This is a genomic window from Moorella mulderi DSM 14980 (genome assembly GCF_001594015.1).
Lineage (GTDB): Bacteria > Bacillota > DSM-521 > Neomoorellales > Neomoorellaceae > Neomoorella > Neomoorella mulderi.
On the sequence record NZ_LTBC01000014.1, the window covers coordinates 29263 to 48399 of the forward strand.

The following is a 19137-nucleotide window of genomic DNA, read 5'->3' on the forward strand; positions in this document are numbered from 1 at the left end:
TCCACGGTACATTCCGGGACCCGCTTCCGGCATCCCCAATAGTATTTCCGGTCATTTTTTGCCCCTCCACCGCCTTGTGAAAGTAGTTCATTTATACATTTTTTAATGCAAGTTTCATGCCAGCAAAAAAAAAGCCCCGGGGCGTGTTTTCCCGGGACTTTTTACCGTCCTGAGCTGATGAGGTCTCTAAAATTTTATAATCCCTTTCTAGATTTATAGAAAATCCTCGTGCCGTTGCCCTTTTCACCCCGGCCCTCCTGCCCCGCACTTCCAGCTTGAAGTTTTTCAATCCGGCAGGCGCCGGCCTTGGCCATGGGCTGGCCGGAAAGGAGATCGACGTTCCGGCCGGTGAGGTGGTTGGCCGCCTGGCGCCTTTCCCTCTCGCCGGGGTCCAGATCGCCAAAGTGGAAGGGGACAAAGACCTCCCCCGGCGCTACCACCTCTGTAATCCTGGCCGGCACCTCAATCCAGCCCCGGCGGGACACCACCCGGACCAACTCGCCCTCAGCCACCTTTAAACGTGCCGCGTCTTGCGGGTTAATTTCCACATAGGCCCCGGGTACCAGGGCCTGGAGTTCCGGTATGCGCTTGGTCTTGGTCCGGGTGTGGTAATGTTCAATAATCCGGCCGGTATTGAGCCAGAAGGGAAATTCTCCGTCAGGTACTTCCGGCGGCGGTGTATAAGGAACAGCCCAGAGACGCGCCCTGCCCTCCGGGTGATTGAACTCACCGTAACCCTGGGCCTCTTCCGGCCTGGTAAAGAAGAAGCAGCCCGTATAAAGGCGGGACGTACCCCGGCCGCCCTCCGGGCAGGGCCACTGGACGCCCCCCAGGCGTTCCAGTAGGGCGTAATCCACCCCTGTCATGTCGTTGGGCCGGCCGCGGGTTAGCTCGCGCAACTCCCGGAAGGCATCCTCCGGCCCCGGCCAGGCAAAGAGCTCCCCGGCACCCAGGTAGCGGGCCACCTGGCTGATGATGGTCAGGTCGTCCCGGGCCTCTCCTGGGGGATTCACAGCGCGTCGGACGAGATTCAGCCGCCGCTCGGAATTGGTAATTATCCCGTCCTTTTCTCCCCACCCGGCACCGGGCAGGAAGATATCGGCAAAGGCCGCCGTCTCCATAGGATAAAAGATATCCTGGACAATCAAAAAGACCTTCTCCAGCTGGCGGCGGCTGAAACCCAGATCCGGCAGGGAGACGGCCGGGTTGGTGCCGATGACCCACAGGACCTTGAGCCTGCCGTCTTCCACCAGCTCCAGCATACGGTTGATATCATTGACCCGCCGGGGTAGCCGCTCTTCCGGGATACCCCAATAATCTGCCACCTGGCGGCGATGTTCAGGATTCTCCGGGTTGCGGAAACCGGGCAAAGAACCGCCGCCGCCAATCTCCCTCATGCTCAGGGCCGAGGCCTGGCCGGTCAGGGAAAAGGGGGCCGACCCCGGCCGGCCGATTTTACCGGTTATCAGGTGCAGGGAGTTAATCAGAGTTACCGTATCAACCGCCTGGCTGCTCTGGTTTACCCCCTGGCAGAAGACAGTCACGGCGCTGGGGGAGCGGCCGAAGAGGCGGGCGGCGGCCACAATATCCGCCGCCGGCACGCCGGTCAGCCCGGCCACCCGCTCCGGCGGGAAGGCGGCAGCGGCGCGGGCCAGTTCCTCAAAGCCAGTCGTCGCCCGCCGGATGAAGTCCCGGTCAAGCATGTCTTCCTTAATCAGAATATTAATCAAGCCATACAGCAAGGGGATGTTGCTGCCGCAGCGCAGCCGCAGGTGGAGATCGGCCACCCGGGCCGGCAGGGTAAGGCGCGGGTCGGCCACCACGATTTTAGCCCCGTTAAGTTTACGGTTGCGTAAAATCCGCTGCCAGAGCTGGGGGTGCATCTCCGCCGGGTTGGCGCCAAAGATAAAGATGAGGCTGCTCACATCCAGGTCTTCGTAGCAACCCGGCGGGGCATCAACGCCAAAGGAGCGGATATAGCCGCTTACCGTGGAGGCCATACAGAGCCGGGTATTGGCATCAATATTGGGCGTACCAAGGACGCCTTTAGCCAGCTTGTGGATGGCGTAGTATTCCTCCAGGGTCAGCTGCCCGCCGTGGTAAATGCCGGCGGCTTCCGGACCGCCGGCTGCCAGGGCTTCCCGGAGACGCTGCCCCACCTCCTCCAGGGCCCTTTCCCAGGTCACGGGGTGCATCTCCTTACCCCGGCGGCGGAGGGGTACCGTCGCCCGTTCCGGGTGGTGCAGGGTTTTCCACTCATAAAGGCCCTTGAGGCACAGGTGGCCTTTATTTACCGGCGCGGTGGTATCAGGTTTAACGGCCACTGCCCGGCCGTCTTTAACCCCCAGGTAGAGGCCGCAGCCGGTACCGCAATAACCGCAAGTAGTAGCCACCCACCGATCCACGGCTGCTTCCCCTTGGCCCTGGAACAGGCTAACTATCCCCTGTTGTAACTCTGCCAGTGCCATCAGCAATCCCTCGTTTATTGCCAGAAATTCGCCCCGGAAAACTCTGGGGTTTGTCCCGGAAAAGTTCACTCAATACTGTAGCGTTTTAATTTCTGGTACAGGCCGGAAGGATGGATGCCCAGGAGCTTTGCCGCCTCCTGCTTATTACCCCCGGCGGCCGCCAGGGCCCGCTGGATGGCTGCCCTTTCAGCTTCAGCAACGGCCTCCTTCAATTCCAGGCCTGCAGCTTTACCGCCCACCTGTTGCAGGTTCGCCGGCAAGTGCTCCCGGCGGATGATCTCTTCTCCCGGTTCCAGGAAATTAAAGGCATGCTCCAGGACGTTCTCCAGTTCGCGGACATTACCCGGCCAGGTATAGCGGTAAAAAAGCTCCTGCACCGCCGGGGCCAGGCCCCTGACAGCCATCCCATACCGGTTATTAAGGCGCTGGATAATGGCCGCCGTCAAAACCTGGATATCCTCCGGCCGCTCCCGCAGGGGCGGTATATGCAGGTTCACCACCGCCAGGCGGTAATAAAGGTCGCGGCGAAACTTGCCGGCCGCCTCCAGGGACAGGAGATCCTGGTTGGTGGCAGCAATAATCCTCACATCAACCTTGATGGTCCGGCGTCCCCCGACCCGTTCAAAGGCCCTTTCCTGCAGGACCCGCAGTAGTTTGGGCTGCATACTGAGGGGCAGGTCGCCGATTTCATCCAGGAAGATAGTGCCGCCGTCGGCCAGCTCAAACTTGCCGGGCCTGCCGCCCCGGGCCGCCCCGGTAAAGGCCCCTTCCTCGTAACCGAAAAGCTCGGCTTCGAGCAGGTTCTCCGGGATGGCGGCACAGTTTATTTTAATCAGGGGCTCATTACGGCGGGAACTGGCCCGGTGAATGGCCTGGGCCAGCAGTTCCTTCCCGGTACCACTCTCGCCGGTAATCAAAACGTTAGCCTCGCCCCGGGCCACCCGGGCCGCCAGTTTTTTCAGCTGCACCACGGCCGGGCTCGTCCCCAGTATCCCCTGCCAGGCGTCCTGTTCCCCATGGAGGGACGCGAGTTCCTGCTGGTAAAAGAGGACCTTGCCCTCTAAAACCTGCAAGCGCCGGGAAATATCTTTTAGGCCTGCAGCGGCCAGGTCTTCAACTGCCATGGCCTTGCCAACCGCACCCAGGAGGTTGCCCGCGGCATCTTTGACAGGCATTTCCGACAATAGCAGTTTCTTGCCGGCATAATGGACCTCGTGACCGACTACCGGCCGGCCGGTAGCCAGGACCTCCCGCAGGCGGCTAAAGGTTAAAACATCTTCTATCTCCCGGCCTGTAAGGACATCAGCCCTCTGGCCGAGGAGTTCGGCATACATCTGGTTGATACTAACGATTACCCCCTGGCGGTTAACCACTACCAGGTTGAGGGGAAAATCATCAAGGAGGGCGGCGTAGAGTTCATTAAGGGCCTGAAGGTAGGCTGCGTCCGGCTGTTCTTCCGTAAAAAGAACGAGGACTCCCCCCTGGCCGTCGGGGAAATAATCGACGCGGTAGTTTTTACCCCCGGCGGCAAAACAGGTTCCCTGGAGGGGGCGCCGGTGGGTAAAGACCTCGGCCAGGCGCGTCTCCGGGAAAACCTCCGTCAGCCGCCGGCCCTTTAAATCCCGGCCAGCCAGCCCCAGGATGGCGGCAGCCAGGGAGTTGGCCACCAGGATGTGACCGCCGGCGTCGACATAGATCATTCCCTGCTGCAGCGCATTAAAGGTTTCTCCCCAGAAATCCCTGGCAGTCCCGGCCATTATTCTCCCCTCCCTGTATGGTCAGCCTTGTTCTCTCATTATGTTAACATTTCGTTCCCCTGACTGCAATCCGGCCAGGCATTCCTCCCCTTATGAGCAGTGCACAGCATTCCATATCTTCCAACCTACCGCAAGGCAAAATAAAGTAGAAGAATCATAATGGTATTCCAGGTAGCATGGGCAACGATGGGGGTAAGGATATTTCCTGTCCGCTCATAAAGGTAAGCCAGGCCCATGCCGCCGAGAGCAAGGGGCAAGAAACGCACCAGGTCCAGGTGCAGGAGGGCGAAGATCAGGCCGCTCCCCAGAAGGCCCCTGCCGAAGCCGTAGCGGGCTTTGAGGACCGGGAAGAGAAACCCCCGGAAATAAAGTTCTTCCGTAACGGGAGCCAGAAAAGCACCGAGAAATAGCGGTATAGCCAGGTCACGGGGCTGCCGGGCGTTGATGACCAGTTCGGTAAAGGGCTGGGGGGCCTGGTCGGGTAAAAAGAACTGTAACAGGCTGCCGACAATAACTACCAGTAAAAATAAAACCAGGCCGCCTCCCACGCCTGAAGCTATGGCCCGGACCAAAGAAGCGGCTTTTAAACCCACAACTTCCAATCCCAGGCCGTTTTTCTTGCGCACGAAATAATGCAGTCCCCCCAGGACGGCCGCCCCCTGGGCCAGTCCCACCAGCAGGTAACGGTAGGCCAGGGGTAACCAGGAAGCAAAGAACCGGACCATTAACGCCGTACCATAACCTGCCGCCAGCATCCCCAGTAATACCAGAAGACACTGCCGTAAATTCCAGGGTATTTTCTCCGTTTCTCCTGTCATCTTTTCCACCTCGTTGAGCCTTTAACTGAAGGGGCCTTACGGCCTAAATATATAATAACCCCGGCTGTTTGAAAAGCCTTAATAGAAATTATGCCTGCAACTGCCGCCTCCGGGCGAGGTATTTTTCTACGGCGCTCACAAAGGTGGCATGGGACCAGGTTAAAGGAGAAACCGACAGGGGTTCGCCGGTAAAGGGGTGCAGCTGCTCCGGGAGCATCCCCGCCGGCGTGGCCCGTTCTGCCGCCCAGGTGAGAATGGCGCGGACCGCGGCCAGGTCATTTAAATTTTGCGCCCGTAAGGAGTGCCACTCGGCCAGCCACAGGGTACAGATAAACCAGGGGTTCCCCGGGGCCACCTGGAGGTTATCGCTTTTACGGAAGTAGTAATCCCCGGTATAGCGGGCCACTCCTCCTATTTCCGTCTTGACCTGCAGTCCTTCCTCCACTGCCGCCATGGTCCGGGTCAGGCGCGGGTCAGCCAGGGTCACTGCTTCCAGCAGGGCCAGGGCCGTTAGGCTGGCATCCAGGGTAAAATCAGGCACCAGGCGGCCATCATCTTCCCGGTAAATACCCCGGATGAAACGCCCCAGGTCCGGGGAATAGAGGTGTTCGCTAATACCCACACCGACCTCCACCGCCGCCCGCCGGTAACGGTCTTCCCGGCCTACGTCACCAGCCAGGCGCGCCATATCGGCAGCGGCAATCAACCCGGCGTAGACGGCGGCAGAAGTAAAGGCAAAGATGCCTCGCCGCTCTTCCCAGAGGTCATAGCTCGGCAGGGGCAGGCCCAGGTCTGGATCGCGGTAATCCACCAGGAAATCGGCTGCCGGCCGTACCAGGGCCGGGTAGAGGTCGTGGATGAGACCCCAGTTCCGCCCCAGGCGGAAGGACTGGCCCAGGGCCCAGAGGACCAGGGCTGTTTCATCTTCCTGGATGGGCAAAATGCGCTCACCCCGGTGCACCGGCGGTAACCAGCTGGATCCCAGGCTGCCGTCGGGATTGTATTTTTGATAAAAAAAGCCGTCCTGCTCCAGCACCCGGGAGCAATAATAAAAAAAGCCGGCCGTTAATTCGCTATACCCCGCCTGGTCCAGGGCACTGGCTACCAGGGCCCCATCCCGGGGCCAGCAGTAGCCGTAGTGATCCCGAGCTTCCGCCAGGATGTCGCTATCGGTAGCCGCCAGGATCGCCCCCCGGTTATCAATCTGGGTGCGCACGACCAAAAGGCTGCGGTGGTAGAGGGCAACTACCGCCGGGGGTAAATCGGCAAAGTCGCGTCCATTTTTATAGACCCAGCCCCGCCAATAGGCCGCCGTGGCTGCCAGCAGGTTTTTTACCCCCTGGGACAGCACCCGGTTATTTAGCTCTCCGGCAGCCGTAAAGTTCTCGGCAGCCACAATCCAGTAGGTAATCTCTCCCCTCTCTCCCGCGGACAGCTGCAGGCGAAAGCTGAAGGTACTGTCTACCGAACCGTGGTGGATGGGATGGCCTTCCAGCCAGCCGTCCTCGGCATCCCGCCAGGTGCCCTCGGCACCGCGAAAACGCTTGTTGCCGGTGGCATACTGGAAAAAAATATTGGCCCCGGCGCGGCCATTGATTAAAAGGTAGAGTCCCCTTTTATAATGAAGCAACACCTTCTGGTCCGGCAGGTAAGTGACTGTATCGCCGATGGGGGATTCATTTAAAGTAAAATCATGATAAAAAAACAGCCGCACTTCCCGGGAGCGGCCCGCCATGTTGTGAACCGTGATCCGGGCCAGGTAAATATCTTCCTGAAAATGGACGGCGTTGTTAATATTTATTTCCAGTTCCATTTCCTTATGCCTGGCCCGGCAATGGCCTACCAGGGTATCCGCTTCATAACCTACCTGCCGCTCCCACTCCCGGCTTCCCAGCCAGCTAAAATGGCCATCCACCCAGCAGCCCAGGCGATTTCTTTCCCCGCCGATGTGATTGGGCCAGCCAACATAAGGGTAATATAAGTCACGCATATTAAATTCAGCATCAAAATTAATCAACAAACGCCCGTTCCCCAGGGCCAGTTCTCGCGGCATGGTTCTCGCCCCTTAACTTTCCTCATCTTAACGGCAATAAAGTAAAGGTAAGTGGATATACTAAGCGATGAGTTTAACGGTCCTTTAGCATTATTCCACCAGAGAGCGGGGATTATTGCATGATAACCTTTATTGCCCTGTTAATCATAGCCATCCTGGCCGGGGCGCTCTTCTGGTACCGGCGCTGGCAGGCCGCCCACCCGGCCGCCAAACCCTTGCCAGTCCCGGCACCGGGAGGCCGGGAGTTGCCGGCAAAATATGGTAAGGACGAAGTTGTCCTCATGGTCAAGGACCCCTACTGGCTCTATGCCTACTGGGAATTAAGCGATGCCAAAAAGGAGGAGCTTATGCGCCGCTTTGGCCCGGGGGCCTGGGAAAAGTCCCGTCCTTTACTCAGGGTTTACGACCTTACCAACAACCCCTATGATTTTCTCCAGGCACCCTTTTTTGAAATTGCCATTACGGACATGGCCGACAACTGGTATATCCATACCGGTAAACCCTCCAGCACCTTTTGCGTTGACCTGGGACGCTGGTTTCCGGAATATGGTTTTGTTACCATAGCCCGGTCCAATATCGTCACTACCCCGGCCGATAAGCCCAGCAGCGTTATTGACCCCTTATGGCCGCCCCTGGAAGCCTGCTGGCAGGCGGTGGAACGTTACGGTAAAGCCAGGGGTTTCAGCTCTCCCCAGCTGGTAAAAACACAAAAATAAGGACGGATCCCCTTTAATCAAGGACCCGTCCCTATTACATAGAAGTCTGAAGCAAAAATTCGGGAGTCAGAATTTCCGTTGTAACTGGCTATGCCAGTTTCTATGATGACCAGGTTCACTAACCTTCACTAAATAACTGTACCATGAAAGGAAGAAACTTATGCCCCATGGTTATGTCGCCCTGGTTTTACACGCTCATTTACCCTACGTCCGTGATACGGAAGACGACTTTTCCCTGGCCGAAAAATGGTTCCACGAAGCCGTCACCGAAACCTATATCCCCTTGATCCATGTCTGCCAGCGCCTGAACCGGGACCGGGTACCCTATAAATTGACCATCTCTTTAAGCCCCCCTTTGACTGCTATGATGGCCGATAACCTGGTCCAGGAGCATTACCGCCGTTACCTGGAGCGCCTGCGGGAGCTGTCCGCCAGGGAGGTCTGGCGTACCAGGAGCGACCCGCGTTTTCACCTGGTGGCCCGCATGTACCAGGACCTTTTTGAAAGCATCTACCGCACTTACCTGGCATACGGAGGCAACCTGATCAATGCCTTCCGGGAACTCCAGGACAACGGCAACGTGGAGATAATCACCTGCGCCGCCACCCATGGTTACCTGCCTTTAATCGGCCTGCAGCGGGAGGTAGTCCGCGCCCAGGTGGAGGTGGCTGTCAACAACCACCGCCGCTTCTTCGGCCGTCCGCCGGCGGGTCTATGGCTGCCCGAATGTGCCTATAATCCGGGAGATGACGCCATTTTAAGGGATTACGGCATCAAATACTTCTTCGTCGACGCCCACGGCATCCTTTACGCCACGCCGCGGCCCCGCTACAGCATTTTTGCCCCCGTCTACACCCCGGCAGGAGTTGCTGCCTTCGGCCGCGACCTGGAGTCTTCAGAGCAGGTGTGGAGTGCCCAGGAAGGCTACCCCGGCGATTTCGATTACCGGGAGTTTTACCGGGATATCGGCTATGACCTGGATTATGAATATATCAAGCCGTACATCCATCCCTCCGGCCTGCGGGTGGATACGGGCCTGAAGTACTACCGCATCACCGGGAAATCCAATTATAAAGAGCCTTATGTACCGGAGTGGGCGAGCTTCAAAGCCCACACCCATGCCGGCAACTTCTTATTTAACCGGGAACACCAGATTAACTACCTGGCCGGTTACATGGACCGGCCGCCCCTCATTGTCTGCCCCTATGACGCCGAGCTCTTCGGGCACTGGTGGTTCGAAGGACCCCAGTTCCTGGAATCACTCTTCCGCCAGGTGGCGGGGCTCGCCCATCAACCCTTTACCTTTATCACGCCGAGCGAGTACCTGGAGCGTTTCCCCGTAAACCAGCCGGCCACGCCCTGCATGTCCAGCTGGGGGAATAACGGTTATAACGAGGTCTGGCTGGAGGGTTCCAACGACTGGATTTACCGCCATCTCCACCACGCCGCTGACGAAATGATCCGCCTGGCCAACCAGTACCAGACCGCCCAAGGCCTGCTGCTGCGCGCCTTAAACCAGGCCGCCCGGGAACTCCTGGTGGCCCAGAGCAGTGACTGGGCCTTTATCATGAAAACCGGCACCATGGTAGATTACGCTGTCCAGCGAACGAAAAAACACCTGCTGAATTTTTGGGATCTCACGCGGGCAGTTGACAATAACGACCTGGACCCCGAAAAGGTACAGGCCATGGAGGAGGCTAATAATATCTTTCCGGATATACACTACAGGGTTTTTGCAAGCACAAACTAGACGTTATATATCGTTAATGGTACTGAAGCTGGCAAGGCCAGCTGCAGGCGCCTTTCAACCTCCGGCCAGTTGACCAGCTGCCACCAGGCTTTAACATAATCGCCTCGCCGGTTCTGGTAGTCCAGGTAATAGGCGTGTTCCCAGACATCCAGCACCAGGATGGGAATGGCTCCCCACTGGGTCAAATCCTGGTGTTTCTCTGCCGTCAAAATCTCCAGGCGGCCCCAGGACGGCTGCCAGGCCAGGATAGCCCAGCCGGAGCCCTCCACATCTACAGCCGCCCGGCTAAACTGTTCCTGGAAGGCGGCCATACTACCAAAATAGCCGTAAATTTTCTCCTGCAGTAAACTCCCCGGCCCGCTCCCGCTCCAGGGGGCCATTACCGTCCAGTAGATGCTGTGCAGGATATGCCCGGACCCGTGAAAGGCCAGCTCCCGCTCCCAGTGCTTTACCAGGGCAAAGTCGCCCTTCTGCCGGGCCTCAACCAGCTTTAATTCCGCTTTGTTGAGCCCCTCAACATAGGCCAGATGGTGGCGGTCGTGGTGGAGGCGCAACTGCCTCTCGCTGATGACCGGTTCCAGAGCATTATAAGGATAAGGTAAAGGCGGCAACCGGTGCCCGCCGGGAGGCACGGGAGGAGATAGCCAGAAGTTTTGTGCTTCTTCCATATTATATCCTCCCTGGAAGTTGTTTCTTTATAGCTTATGCGCCGTCCATAAAAAAGCTACTCCGCCAGCCGGAAATAGGGGCTGGCCCGGTGGGCCGCCTCTAAAGCCTCTTTAAATTCTTCTCGGGTAATCCGCCGGCTCAAAGGGCCGTAACGATAGGCCTCGCAGGCCGGGTAATACTGGTTCATGACGTTGATATAGGCATGGGGTGAGATTTCCCGGGCGATAAACTCCATGACCTCCCTGGTTCCGGCCAGGCCCTCCGGTAGGACCAGGTGACGGATAATTAACCCTCGCCTTGCTATTCCCTCGTCATCCACCTGCAGGTCGCCCACCTGGCGCTGCATTTCTTTGATGGCTTCCTTAGCCACCTGGGGATAATCCGGCACATGGGAAAGACGTTTGCCAACCTCAGGATCGGCATACTTAAAGTCAGGCATGTAGATATCTATAAGGCCATCAATCTGCTCCAAGGTCGCCTTCTCTTCATAACCACCGCAGTTATAGACCAGGGGTAACACCAGGCCCTTTTCGGCGGCAATGGCCAGGGCGGCGATAATCTGGGGGACATAATGGGACGGCGTTACCAGATTGATGTTATGGCAGCCCCGGTCCTGCAACGATAGCATAATGCGGGCCAGCTTCTCCAGGGAAACCTTTTCGCCATGTTGACCGCGGCTGATATCGAAGTTCTGGCAAAAGACGCAGGCTAAGTTGCAGTGGCTGAAGAAAATGGTCCCCGAGCCACCCCTGCCCACCAGGGGCGGCTCCTCGCCAAAGTGGGGGCCGTAGCCGCCGATTTCCACCTCCCGGCCGGCCCGGCAAAAGCCAAGCTCCCCTTTTTGCCGGTTGACATGGCAATGGTGGGGACAAACAGTGCAATCCTTGAGTAGCTCCATAAGCCCGGCAGCCAGGTCCTTTAGCCTGCCGCTCCTGGAGCTATCGATATACCCAGGATAATCAGTCATAACGGTCCCCCTTGAAGTACTATTCTTTGCTTAGGGTAACCCGGGGCTTACTTTTTTAGCCCAACACACTCACCTGCCTGTGGCAGCGCTTTCAGCCATTTTACATATTCTTTTTGCTCGCTGACTATTTTGACAAGCCTTTCGTCAGTTGTCCAATATTCACAGGTTTCGCCCGTATTTTCGGTTACTATTTCCGCGACGGCCATGAAAGCTGCATCATACAGCGTAGGCATATCAAAATGCTTACCGAGCTCCCAGGCCCGTCCCATCACCATATTGTCGTTCAGGTATTCAATCCCGGGAAACTGCTGGAACTCCGCCCATAAATCGTCAGCATCCGGGGTGCTCAATTCCCCTCTCTTGCATTTTTGCCGCAAAACGCTTCCTACTTCGGCCCAGGCAAACGCAGGAAGGACAATTATTTTACGTTCTTCAATTATCCTTCGCATCAGCACCGTGGCTTTATCGCTGTCTTCTTCCTCGACAAGCACTTTCATTAGAACGGAAGTATCCAGGCAGATATAGCTACTCATGCCTGCCCAACCTTTCCCGCAGTTCGCGGATCACAGCCACGGAATCTCCCCGGGCCTCTGTTTTCCTGGCAACCCTCGCCCTTAACCGGAGCATCCTGTCCAGGCTTTCTCTCCTGGCCTGGGATAAAATATCCACGGCATCGTATTGTCGCATCCTCTCAAACGTGTCTGCATCAACCAGATACGCGACAGGCTTTGACCGCTGGACAATGACCGCCGGAGCTTTTGTCCTGGCGATTTCTGCCAGGATCTCACGGATATTTCTCCTGACCTCTGTTACGTTTACTATATGCATTAGAATCACTCCTAAATGTGTCTTTAGGATCATTATATACTTGGTGGCTAAAAATTACAAACTTGTACGGCGGGAATCGGGCAGTTTACCCGCCACCTTCCCCGGCCCGGTATTCCCGGGGCGCGTAGCCAATGGCTCCCCCCTGGTGATGGCGCTGCCATTCGTCGGGGAAGCCGGCCGCAGCATAGGCCGCCCGGCCATGGTCAAAAATAAGCTCGCTTCCGGCCAAAGAAGTACAGGAAACCAGCTGGCAGCTGGCCGAGCGCCGCACCAATCTCTATCTGGACATTAAAGATAAATTTGATATCATGGTTTTGGGTTTACCCAGAACTTTTCACTATGGTCCGGGTATGGGAACCAATCCCATCCTTATGCTTCAGGCCATCGGCGCCAACATGGCGCGCAATTTCGATGTCTTTAACGTAAATAAACACTTAAAACCAGGTTTCCCGGGAGGTCCTTATTTTGGTCAGTCTTTCCATGGCACTACTGATTTTTACCGGTTCAATTCTTGCCGGTATAGTGGGAGCCCTGCTGGGTCTGGGTGGCGGAATTATCATCATCCCTGTACTGACCCTGCTCCTCAATATTGACATCCGTTATGCCATTGGCGCCAGCATCGTCTCCGTTATCGCTACTTCCAGCGGTGCTGCAGCTGCCTATATTCGTGACCGTATTACCAATATCCGCATCGGCATGTTCCTGGAAATGGCCACTACCACCGGGGCTATTACCGGAGCCTATTTAGGCGGTTTAATTAGCCCCCACTATCTTTATATCATTTTTGCCGTTGTCCTGGGCTATTCTACCCTGGCCATGTTTAAACGGCGCAACCTTGAGCTTCCGGAAGGAGTCGTCGCCCATCCCCTGGCGAAAAAATTGAAATTAGAGGGAAGTTATTACGACCAGGTCCTGAACCGGCAGGTAGAATATACAGCAACAGGGGTTTACGAGGGTTTTGGCATTATGTACGGGGCTGGCGTTATTTCCGGCCTGCTGGGCATTGGCAATGGGATCTTTAAAGTCATGGCTATGGACATGTTTATGAAATTACCCATGAAGGTGTCTACCGCCACCAGCAATTTCATGATCGGTGTCACCGCCGCCGCCAGTGCCGGTATATATTTCGCCCGGGGTGATATCCACCCCGCCATTGCCGCTCCAGTAGCCCTGGGCGTAGTTATCGGGGCCACCCTGGGCACCCGCCTCATGGTTCGCCTGCGCAACACCACCTTGAGAAAGATTTTTGTGCCGGTATTGCTCTATGTTTCCCTGCAGATGCTTTTAAAAGGGCTAAGGGGTTAAAACTATAGAAAAAAAGAAAAGGCATCTTATACTGATATAGATCAGGGTGATAAGTAATGGAAAATAACCAAAGTAAAAGTACGCCTCAAGAATCCCATGCCATCGTCGTCGAGGATATCATCAGCCAGTCTTTACGCTGGGGCGTAGTTATCAGCGCCGTAATAATTGCTGCCGGCCTGGTACTATATTTACTCACCGGCGACAGCGGCTACCCGGCCGGTTTCTTCCCCACCAGCCCCCTCCAGGCGCTCAGGGATGTGGTGCATTTTAAGTCCTTTGCCATTATTGACCTGGGGCTTTTACTCCTCATCGCCACTCCCATTTTCCGCGTCGCCGCATCGATTATTGCCTTTATCTTTGATCGCGACCGCCCTTATGTACTGATTACTACTTATGTGCTGGCTATGTTAATTCTAAGTTTGCTGCTGGGGAAGGCAGAATAACAGCACTTAGATGGCCGGGATATTACCCGCTGGCCCGAGCATATGCGAGCATCCTTGATTGGCCGGGTTTTCCAGGACCCCTTAAGGGGTACGGCTGCTTCCATGACTATTGAAGAAAATCTGGCCCTGGCCCTGCGGCGGGGCCGTCCCCGCCGTTTACACCCCGGCATCACCCCGGCCGAACGCCAAAAGTTCAAAGAACACCTGGCCCTCCTGGGGCTTGGCCTGGAAGAACGCCTGACCACGCGCGTGGGTTTGTTATCCGGCGGCCAGCGCCAGGCCTTGACGGTGCTCATGGCCACCATTGCCACACCCAAGCTGCTCTTACTGGACGAACATACGGCGGCCCTGGACCCGCGGACGGCAAGGACGGTGCTGGAACTAACGGAAAAAATCATAGCCCGCCACCAGCTCACCACCCTGATGGTTACCCACAACCTGGAGCAGGCCCTGCGCACCGGCAACCGCACCATTATGATGCACGAGGGGCGTATTATCCTGGACCTGTCCGGCCCGGAACGGGCCAGAACCACGGTAGCCGACCTCCTGAAAATGTTTGAACAGGCCAGCGGCAGCTCCTTTGCCGACGACAGAGTGCTATTAACGGGCAGCTGAGGCTGCCCGTCCCTGGGTATCGCATCGCTTCCGGGCCATCCTCCGGCTGCCTTAATCCAGGGACTTGCCTTTTACAATAGCCTCCACCGCTCCAGTCAACAGATCCTGCAGGTCATATTCGTCCTCGTAGTAATCCTCGTCTGTCGCTTCATCGCCGATAATCCTGGGGTAGGGCATATAACCCTCTATTTCCAAAATATCCAGGACGTGCGGGGCTATAGCTGCAGGAATCAGAAAATCCCGGGGAGTTATGGCTTCAAGCAGCCAGCCGTTCTTTTCCAACAGGGCTTTCACCTGCAGCGCCTGCTCGGGCCGCTGGCATCGCACCAGCACTCCCCTGACTAGGGAAACCTTACCCATCCTGGCAGCCCATTCTTCCAGGGAAGCAAGCACATTGGCCGGGAGTTCGTATTTGCTGTGTTCCTGGAGCATGTCAATCATTTCTTCCGGCTGCCAGCCGGAACGAAAGCCGCGATAGAAGGATTTTTCATTGAGGTTGAAAATAAACATCCGGTCGGCGCTGGCCAGGTCGGCAAAGCTGCTCAACTGCAGGAGGAGGGCAGGGGCAATCTCCAGAGGGGCGATGATTTCAAAATTGGGCTGGACGACAAAGGAGCTTTCTTCCGGGAAATAAGGGGCCATCAGCGCCTTATAGTATTCTGCTTCTGCCTCTTCCTGCTCTTCCTCATTTGTCTCTATATCCTTTTCCCAATTCTCGCCCGCCAAGAAATAACTGCGAAAAACCTCGGTCATTTTTATAGCTCCGGTTTCCTCGTCACCTTTCCGGGCTATCAGGCCAACCCAAAGATACTTTTGTAACAGGGTTCTGAGTTTCTGGGTGATATATTCGCAATCAGATTTACTGTAATAGGTGGGTATGAGCTGGTACAGGGCCGGGAGGGATAGCCAGCGGTCAGGGGGCGCCGCCAGGAGCAAACTTAAAATATGGGCCGGCCATACCTGCCAGTTATCTTTAACTTCACTGCCCACCAGCCAGTCGACGAAGTAGGCCCATTGCTCAAAACGGGATAGTTGCAGCCAATCCCAGGCCCCTGCGCTCAAAATAGCCCTGCCATCTTCCTCTCCTATGAAACCGATCTTTATCGCCAGCTGTTCTAGCAATTCATAGCGTTCTTCCGCTTGGTAGTGTTGTAAAAGCATGATTTTCTTGCGGTCCCGCTTGTAAATATGGCCCGCCTGGGCTATTTTTATGTCCCCTCGAAAAACAGCGGCCAGCAAGATATAGAAATCCACTAAGAGGAACTGGCCCTGGTCTTCAATGGACGCCGGGGCGGTTCTCTCTTCCTGCTCCAGCAGGGAGAACGCTTTTTTATAGTAAATGAAAGCCCTTATTTCCGCGGGAAGGTAATAATACTTCTGTCCATAGCCGCCGTCCTGGATAAATAGCAAACCCTGGTTTAAAAGCTTATTACCCACCTCCCTGGCAGTACCCTTGCCCAGTACCTGATTAATCCTTTCATGGACTCGGTTGATATGGCCACCCAGACTGCTATTGAAAAGGATTGTTTCCAGCATCAGCTGGCCCGGCGGGCCTGCTTTTTGCCATAGTTTTCCTATATTCGCCGGGGAACTGTAAAAAGAAAGCAACTCTGTATATAATTTTTCCCGCAACTTTTCTTTATACTGGGCGATTGATGGTTTTTCCATTTTTACCTTCAGGTTGAGGTTCTGGCTTAACCGCTGCAAAAAATCCAGGGGTATTGCCGCTAATATGTCCTGGTAACTGTCCATGTGTATTTCCTCACCCCGTTTAACGTCCTGCTTTCTGTCGCCAGGCCGCGAGATTAATGACCTTACCTTGCGTAATTTGTTCCTGCTGCGGCTCAACTGCAAGCATTACCGGCGCCTTTTCCTGCCGGATTTCCTGCCTGCCGGGATCGGTTTTTTCTCTCCGGGCTGACAAAGAATAAACCTTTTCCGGCTGCAGGTCCGGCCCGACAATCTCATAGCGGTAACCCTGCTCTGTCAAAAATAACTGGCGGTGGACGGCGAACTCCTGGTCCACCGTTTCGCGGGTTACCAGGGAATAAAAGCTGGCCGGCAGGCCTCTTTTCTTGGGCCTTAAAATCCGGCCCAGGCGCTGGGCCTCTTCCTGGCGGGAGCCAAAGGTTCCCGATACCTGGATGGCCACGCTGGCCTCCGGCAGATCGATGGCAAAGTTGGCCACTTTGGAAACTACCAGGCACTTCATTGTCCCCTCGCGGAAGGCCTGGTAAAGCCTTTCCCGTTCCCGGTTGCCGGTCTTCCCGGTGATAATAGGCGCTTCCAGCCGCCGGGCCAGGCGCTCCAGCTGCTCGAGATACTGGCCAATGACCAGGACTTGCTCGCCTTCATGGCGCTGGATAATAGTCTCAACAATAGCCTCTTTAAGGGGATTGGTGGCGGCTATGCGGTATTTATCGCGCTCGCCCGCCACAGCATAATCCAGCTGAACTTCAGGCGGTAGATTAACCCTTACTTCATAACAGGTGGCCTTGGCGATCCAGCCCTGGGCCTCGAGCTGCTTCCAGGGCAAATCATATTTCTTGGGACCGATTAAAGAAAAGACATCGTCTTCGTGACCGTCTTCCCGGATTAAGGTGGCCGTCAGGCCTAGGCGCCGGCGCGCCTGGAGTTCTGCCGTGATGCGGAAAACGGGCGCCGGCAACAGGTGGACTTCGTCATAGATAATCAACCCCCAGTCCTGCTGGTTGAAGAGCTGGAAGTTGGGATAGTCCTCGTTGCGCCGGCGGCGGTGAGTGATGATTTGATAGGTAGCCACTGTGACGGGCTTGATCTCCTTTTTTTCCCCACTATATTCACCCAGCAGATCCGCCGGCAGGTCCGTCTTATCCCGGATCTCCGCCAGCCACTGCCGGGCCGCTGTAACGCTGGTCACCAGGATTAAAGTATAACACTGGCAGAGGGCCATGGCGGCCAGGCCGACAATGGTTTTCCCCGCACCACAGGGCAAGACGATCACGCCGCTGCCGCCCCGGGAGCTGCCCCCGGCAAAAAAGACCTGCGCCGCCTCCGCCTGGTAGGGGCGCAGGCTGAAAGCCTCCCCACTCAACGTCCTGCCGCGCAGGCTGAATGGCAAAGGTGCCCCAGAAACATAGCCGGCCAGGTCTTCTACCGGATAGCCGATTTTAATCAAAGCCTGCTTGACCGGCCCCCGCTGCCAGGGCTCAATGGCCAGGGTGCAGTCATCGCGGCGCTCCCTGATGTACGGCTGGACGCCCTTGTTGTTGATGATCTCCGTGGCCACCACCGGGTCGGCCGTTACCAGGTGTAACTCGTCACCTTGCTTCACCAGCTTTACTTTCCCGTAACGGCCGACATATTCGTTGATGTCGGCGACCACGTTGGCCGGCAGCGGGTACTTGCTATAATTATCCAGTACCTCGATGATAGTAGCGGCATCCAGCCCGCTGGCGGCAGCATTCCATAAGGAGAGGGAGGTGAGGCGATAGGTGTGAATATGCTCAGGGCTCTTGACCAGCTCGGCAAAGCGGGCCAGGGCGTCCCGCACCTCTGGGTAGAGGGGGTTATCCACTTCCAGGAGAATGGTCCGGTCACTCTGGACTACCAGGGGGTTCTCCGGCAGATAAGCCATAGTTCAGCCTCCGCAAAAATTGTTTTCTACCGTAGTTTAGATCAAAAAAGGCGGGAGAACAACCCCGCTTCTAACAGGAGTGATCCCAGGTGGATAAAAAAAAGGAAAACCTCATTAAATACTTTAAACAGCTAACGCCCGAACAAAAAATGAAGATGGTGCCACAACTGGGGCGGTATGCGGAGAGGCTAAAGCTGTAAATAAAGAGGGCCAGGAAAAATGGGCGACCCGTTTCTGTTGATAAATTAACCTAAAAGAAAAAGCCCGGCTCTAGCAGAGCCAGGCTAATGCGTGCTATTTTAACCCATTTACCCTAGCAAGTGGGCAAACCTGGCCTGGGGTGCCAGGTAGTCGCGTAAGGGCCTGGGGTTGGCGATCTCTTTTACCGTCAGCCTCCCGTTTTCATACTCGGCCAGGGGCCACTGGCCGGTCTGGACGGCCAGGCGGGCGAGTTTCACCGTCAGGTCGCTGCGGTAGCCCCAGCCCGGCGGGCAGGGGGAAAGGACCTGGAGGTAGGCCGGGCCTTCCACCTGCATGGCCTTCTGCACCTTGCTCAGGTAATCCTGGGGATAGCCGATGCTGGCCGTAGCCGCATAGGGGATATTATGGGCAGCCACAATACCCAGCATATCTTTTTTGGGCCGTTCTTCCCCCCGGCCGATGCTACCGACCGGGGTCGTCGTCGTCCGCGCCCCTAAAGGTGTAGCCCCGCTCCGCTGTACCCCGGTATTCATGTAGGCTTCGTTGTCATAGCAGATGAAGATAAAATTGTCGCCCCGCTCCAGGGCACCGGATAAAGCCTGGAGCCCGATGTCGACGGTACCGCCGTCGCCGGCCAGGCCTACGACTTTAACCCCTTTTTTGCCCCGGCGTTTGAGGCCGGCCACCACCCCGGAAACGGCCGCCGCCGTGCTGGGGAAGGTGACATTGACGCAGGGAACTTTGAAGGCCAGCTGGGGATAGAATGTGGTTACCCCCAGCAGGCAGCTCGGCGTGGTGACGATGACCGTTTCCGGCCCCAGGACCTTCAGGGCCAGACGGACGGCGAGTATCCCGCCGCAGCCGGCGCAGGCGTAAGAACCCTGCACCAGTTCGGCATCAGGTAATTCTTTTATTTTAACCATTGGTACCT

15 protein-coding genes and 2 pseudogenes are annotated in these 19137 nt (G+C 56.5%); 5 read left to right on the plus strand and 12 right to left on the minus strand.

The features are described from left to right. Positions 1-194: 194 nt before the first annotated feature. The 4 genes from MOMUL_RS12565 to MOMUL_RS12580 all read right to left on the minus strand — a co-directional run bounded on the left by MOMUL_RS12565 (position 195) and on the right by MOMUL_RS12580 (position 7096). Positions 195-2468, minus strand: a complete 2274-nt coding sequence (locus MOMUL_RS12565) for a molybdopterin oxidoreductase family protein (protein WP_236713108.1) — start codon at positions 2466-2468, stop codon at positions 195-197. A 65-nt stretch (positions 2469-2533) separates the two neighbouring features. Further along, positions 2534-4225, minus strand: a complete 1692-nt coding sequence (locus MOMUL_RS12570) for a sigma 54-interacting transcriptional regulator (RefSeq protein ID WP_062285329.1) — start codon at positions 4223-4225, stop codon at positions 2534-2536. Positions 4226-4350: 125 nt separating this feature from the next. Continuing rightward, positions 4351-5043, minus strand: a complete 693-nt coding sequence (locus MOMUL_RS12575; RefSeq protein WP_062285330.1) for a CPBP family intramembrane glutamic endopeptidase — start codon at positions 5041-5043, stop codon at positions 4351-4353. Between the two features lie 88 nt (positions 5044-5131). Further along, positions 5132-7096, minus strand: a complete 1965-nt coding sequence (locus MOMUL_RS12580) for a glycoside hydrolase family 15 protein (RefSeq protein ID WP_062285331.1) — start codon at positions 7094-7096, stop codon at positions 5132-5134. Positions 7097-7215: 119 nt separating this feature from the next. Here MOMUL_RS12580 and MOMUL_RS12585 point away from each other — a divergent pair, with 119 nt between their 5' ends. Together MOMUL_RS12585 and MOMUL_RS12590 are read left to right on the plus strand one after the other, a co-directional pair. Beyond that, positions 7216-7812, plus strand: coding sequence for a DUF4912 domain-containing protein (locus tag MOMUL_RS12585; RefSeq protein WP_062285332.1), 597 nt, complete (start codon positions 7216-7218; stop codon positions 7810-7812). A gap of 160 nt (positions 7813-7972) precedes the next feature. Further along, positions 7973-9562, plus strand: coding sequence for a glycoside hydrolase family 57 protein (locus MOMUL_RS12590; protein ID WP_062285333.1), 1590 nt, complete (start codon positions 7973-7975; stop codon positions 9560-9562). On the opposite strand, the gene MOMUL_RS12595 is transcribed toward MOMUL_RS12590, so the two are convergent. From MOMUL_RS12595 to MOMUL_RS16700, 5 genes and pseudogenes are all read right to left on the minus strand, one after another. Beyond that, positions 9559-10230, minus strand: a complete 672-nt coding sequence (locus MOMUL_RS12595; protein ID WP_062285334.1) for a superoxide dismutase — start codon at positions 10228-10230, stop codon at positions 9559-9561. The two genes, MOMUL_RS12590 and MOMUL_RS12595, sit on opposite strands and share 4 nt — an antisense overlap. 56 nt (positions 10231-10286) lie before the next feature. Continuing rightward, positions 10287-11198 (minus strand): radical SAM protein, encoded by a 912-nt coding sequence (locus MOMUL_RS12600; RefSeq protein WP_062285335.1) that lies wholly within the window; start codon positions 11196-11198, stop codon positions 10287-10289. Positions 11199-11245: 47 nt separating this feature from the next. Then, positions 11246-11731 carry a type II toxin-antitoxin system VapC family toxin gene (locus MOMUL_RS12605; RefSeq protein WP_062285336.1) on the minus strand — a complete coding sequence of 162 codons (486 nt, stop codon included), beginning with the start codon at positions 11729-11731 and terminating at the stop codon, positions 11246-11248. Continuing rightward, complete coding sequence (locus tag MOMUL_RS12610; RefSeq protein WP_062285337.1) at positions 11724-12026, minus strand: type II toxin-antitoxin system Phd/YefM family antitoxin; 303 nt, start codon at positions 12024-12026, stop codon at positions 11724-11726. The genes MOMUL_RS12605 and MOMUL_RS12610 overlap by 8 nt, the downstream gene beginning before the upstream one ends. Before the next feature lie 94 nt (positions 12027-12120). Beyond that, positions 12121-12252, minus strand: a pseudogene (locus tag MOMUL_RS16700) (M24 family metallopeptidase); the annotation flags it as partial. Between the two features lie 254 nt (positions 12253-12506). On the opposite strand from MOMUL_RS16700, the gene MOMUL_RS12620 reads away from it, so the two are divergent. The 3 genes and pseudogenes from MOMUL_RS12620 to MOMUL_RS12630 all read left to right on the plus strand — a co-directional run. Further along, positions 12507-13331 carry a sulfite exporter TauE/SafE family protein gene (locus MOMUL_RS12620; RefSeq protein WP_062285356.1) on the plus strand — a complete coding sequence of 275 codons (825 nt, stop codon included), beginning with the start codon at positions 12507-12509 and terminating at the stop codon, positions 13329-13331. Between the two features lie 56 nt (positions 13332-13387). Beyond that, complete coding sequence (locus tag MOMUL_RS12625) at positions 13388-13774, plus strand: DUF1634 domain-containing protein (protein ID WP_084785641.1); 387 nt, start codon at positions 13388-13390, stop codon at positions 13772-13774. A 6-nt stretch (positions 13775-13780) separates the two neighbouring features. Then, positions 13781-14389, plus strand: a pseudogene (locus tag MOMUL_RS12630) (ABC transporter ATP-binding protein); the annotation flags it as partial. A gap of 51 nt (positions 14390-14440) precedes the next feature. On the opposite strand, the gene MOMUL_RS12635 reads toward MOMUL_RS12630, so the two are convergent. From MOMUL_RS12635 to MOMUL_RS12645, 3 genes are all read right to left on the minus strand, one after another. Continuing rightward, positions 14441-16141, minus strand: coding sequence for a helicase-associated domain-containing protein (locus MOMUL_RS12635; RefSeq protein ID WP_062285339.1), 1701 nt, complete (start codon positions 16139-16141; stop codon positions 14441-14443). A gap of 19 nt (positions 16142-16160) precedes the next feature. Then, entirely contained in the window at positions 16161-18005 is a 1845-nt protein-coding gene (locus tag MOMUL_RS12640) for a DNA repair helicase XPB (protein ID WP_062285340.1), read from the minus strand. Positions 18006-18313: 308 nt separating this feature from the next. Further along, complete coding sequence (locus tag MOMUL_RS12645) at positions 18314-19129, minus strand: thiamine pyrophosphate-dependent enzyme (protein ID WP_062285341.1); 816 nt, start codon at positions 19127-19129, stop codon at positions 18314-18316. Positions 19130-19137: the final 8 nt, after the last annotated feature.

What these genes read in the sequence shown, in the direction of transcription:
- MOMUL_RS12580 (WP_062285331.1), bottom strand. Translation starts at nt 7,096, where the DNA reads ATGCCGCGAGAACTGGCCCTGGGGAACGGGCGTTTGTTGATTAATTTT.
- MOMUL_RS12640 (WP_062285340.1), bottom strand. Translation starts at nt 18,005, where the DNA reads ATGGCTTATCTGCCGGAGAACCCCCTGGTAGTCCAGAGTGACCGGACC.
- MOMUL_RS12590 (WP_062285333.1), top strand. Translation starts at nt 7,973, where the DNA reads ATGCCCCATGGTTATGTCGCCCTGGTTTTACACGCTCATTTACCCTAC.
- MOMUL_RS12620 (WP_062285356.1), top strand. Translation starts at nt 12,507, where the DNA reads ATGGCACTACTGATTTTTACCGGTTCAATTCTTGCCGGTATAGTGGGA.
- MOMUL_RS12610 (WP_062285337.1), bottom strand. Translation starts at nt 12,026, where the DNA reads ATGCATATAGTAAACGTAACAGAGGTCAGGAGAAATATCCGTGAGATC.
- MOMUL_RS12625 (WP_084785641.1), top strand. Translation starts at nt 13,388, where the DNA reads ATGGAAAATAACCAAAGTAAAAGTACGCCTCAAGAATCCCATGCCATC.
- MOMUL_RS12645 (WP_062285341.1), bottom strand. Translation starts at nt 19,129, where the DNA reads ATGGTTAAAATAAAAGAATTACCTGATGCCGAACTGGTGCAGGGTTCT.
- MOMUL_RS12570 (WP_062285329.1), bottom strand. Translation starts at nt 4,225, where the DNA reads ATGGCCGGGACTGCCAGGGATTTCTGGGGAGAAACCTTTAATGCGCTG.
- MOMUL_RS12605 (WP_062285336.1), bottom strand. Translation starts at nt 11,731, where the DNA reads ATGAGTAGCTATATCTGCCTGGATACTTCCGTTCTAATGAAAGTGCTT.
- MOMUL_RS12635 (WP_062285339.1), bottom strand. Translation starts at nt 16,141, where the DNA reads ATGGACAGTTACCAGGACATATTAGCGGCAATACCCCTGGATTTTTTG.
- MOMUL_RS12595 (WP_062285334.1), bottom strand. Translation starts at nt 10,230, where the DNA reads ATGGAAGAAGCACAAAACTTCTGGCTATCTCCTCCCGTGCCTCCCGGC.
- MOMUL_RS12600 (WP_062285335.1), bottom strand. Translation starts at nt 11,198, where the DNA reads ATGACTGATTATCCTGGGTATATCGATAGCTCCAGGAGCGGCAGGCTA.
- MOMUL_RS12585 (WP_062285332.1), top strand. Translation starts at nt 7,216, where the DNA reads ATGATAACCTTTATTGCCCTGTTAATCATAGCCATCCTGGCCGGGGCG.
- MOMUL_RS12575 (WP_062285330.1), bottom strand. Translation starts at nt 5,043, where the DNA reads ATGACAGGAGAAACGGAGAAAATACCCTGGAATTTACGGCAGTGTCTT.
- MOMUL_RS12565 (WP_236713108.1), bottom strand. Translation starts at nt 2,468, where the DNA reads ATGGCACTGGCAGAGTTACAACAGGGGATAGTTAGCCTGTTCCAGGGC.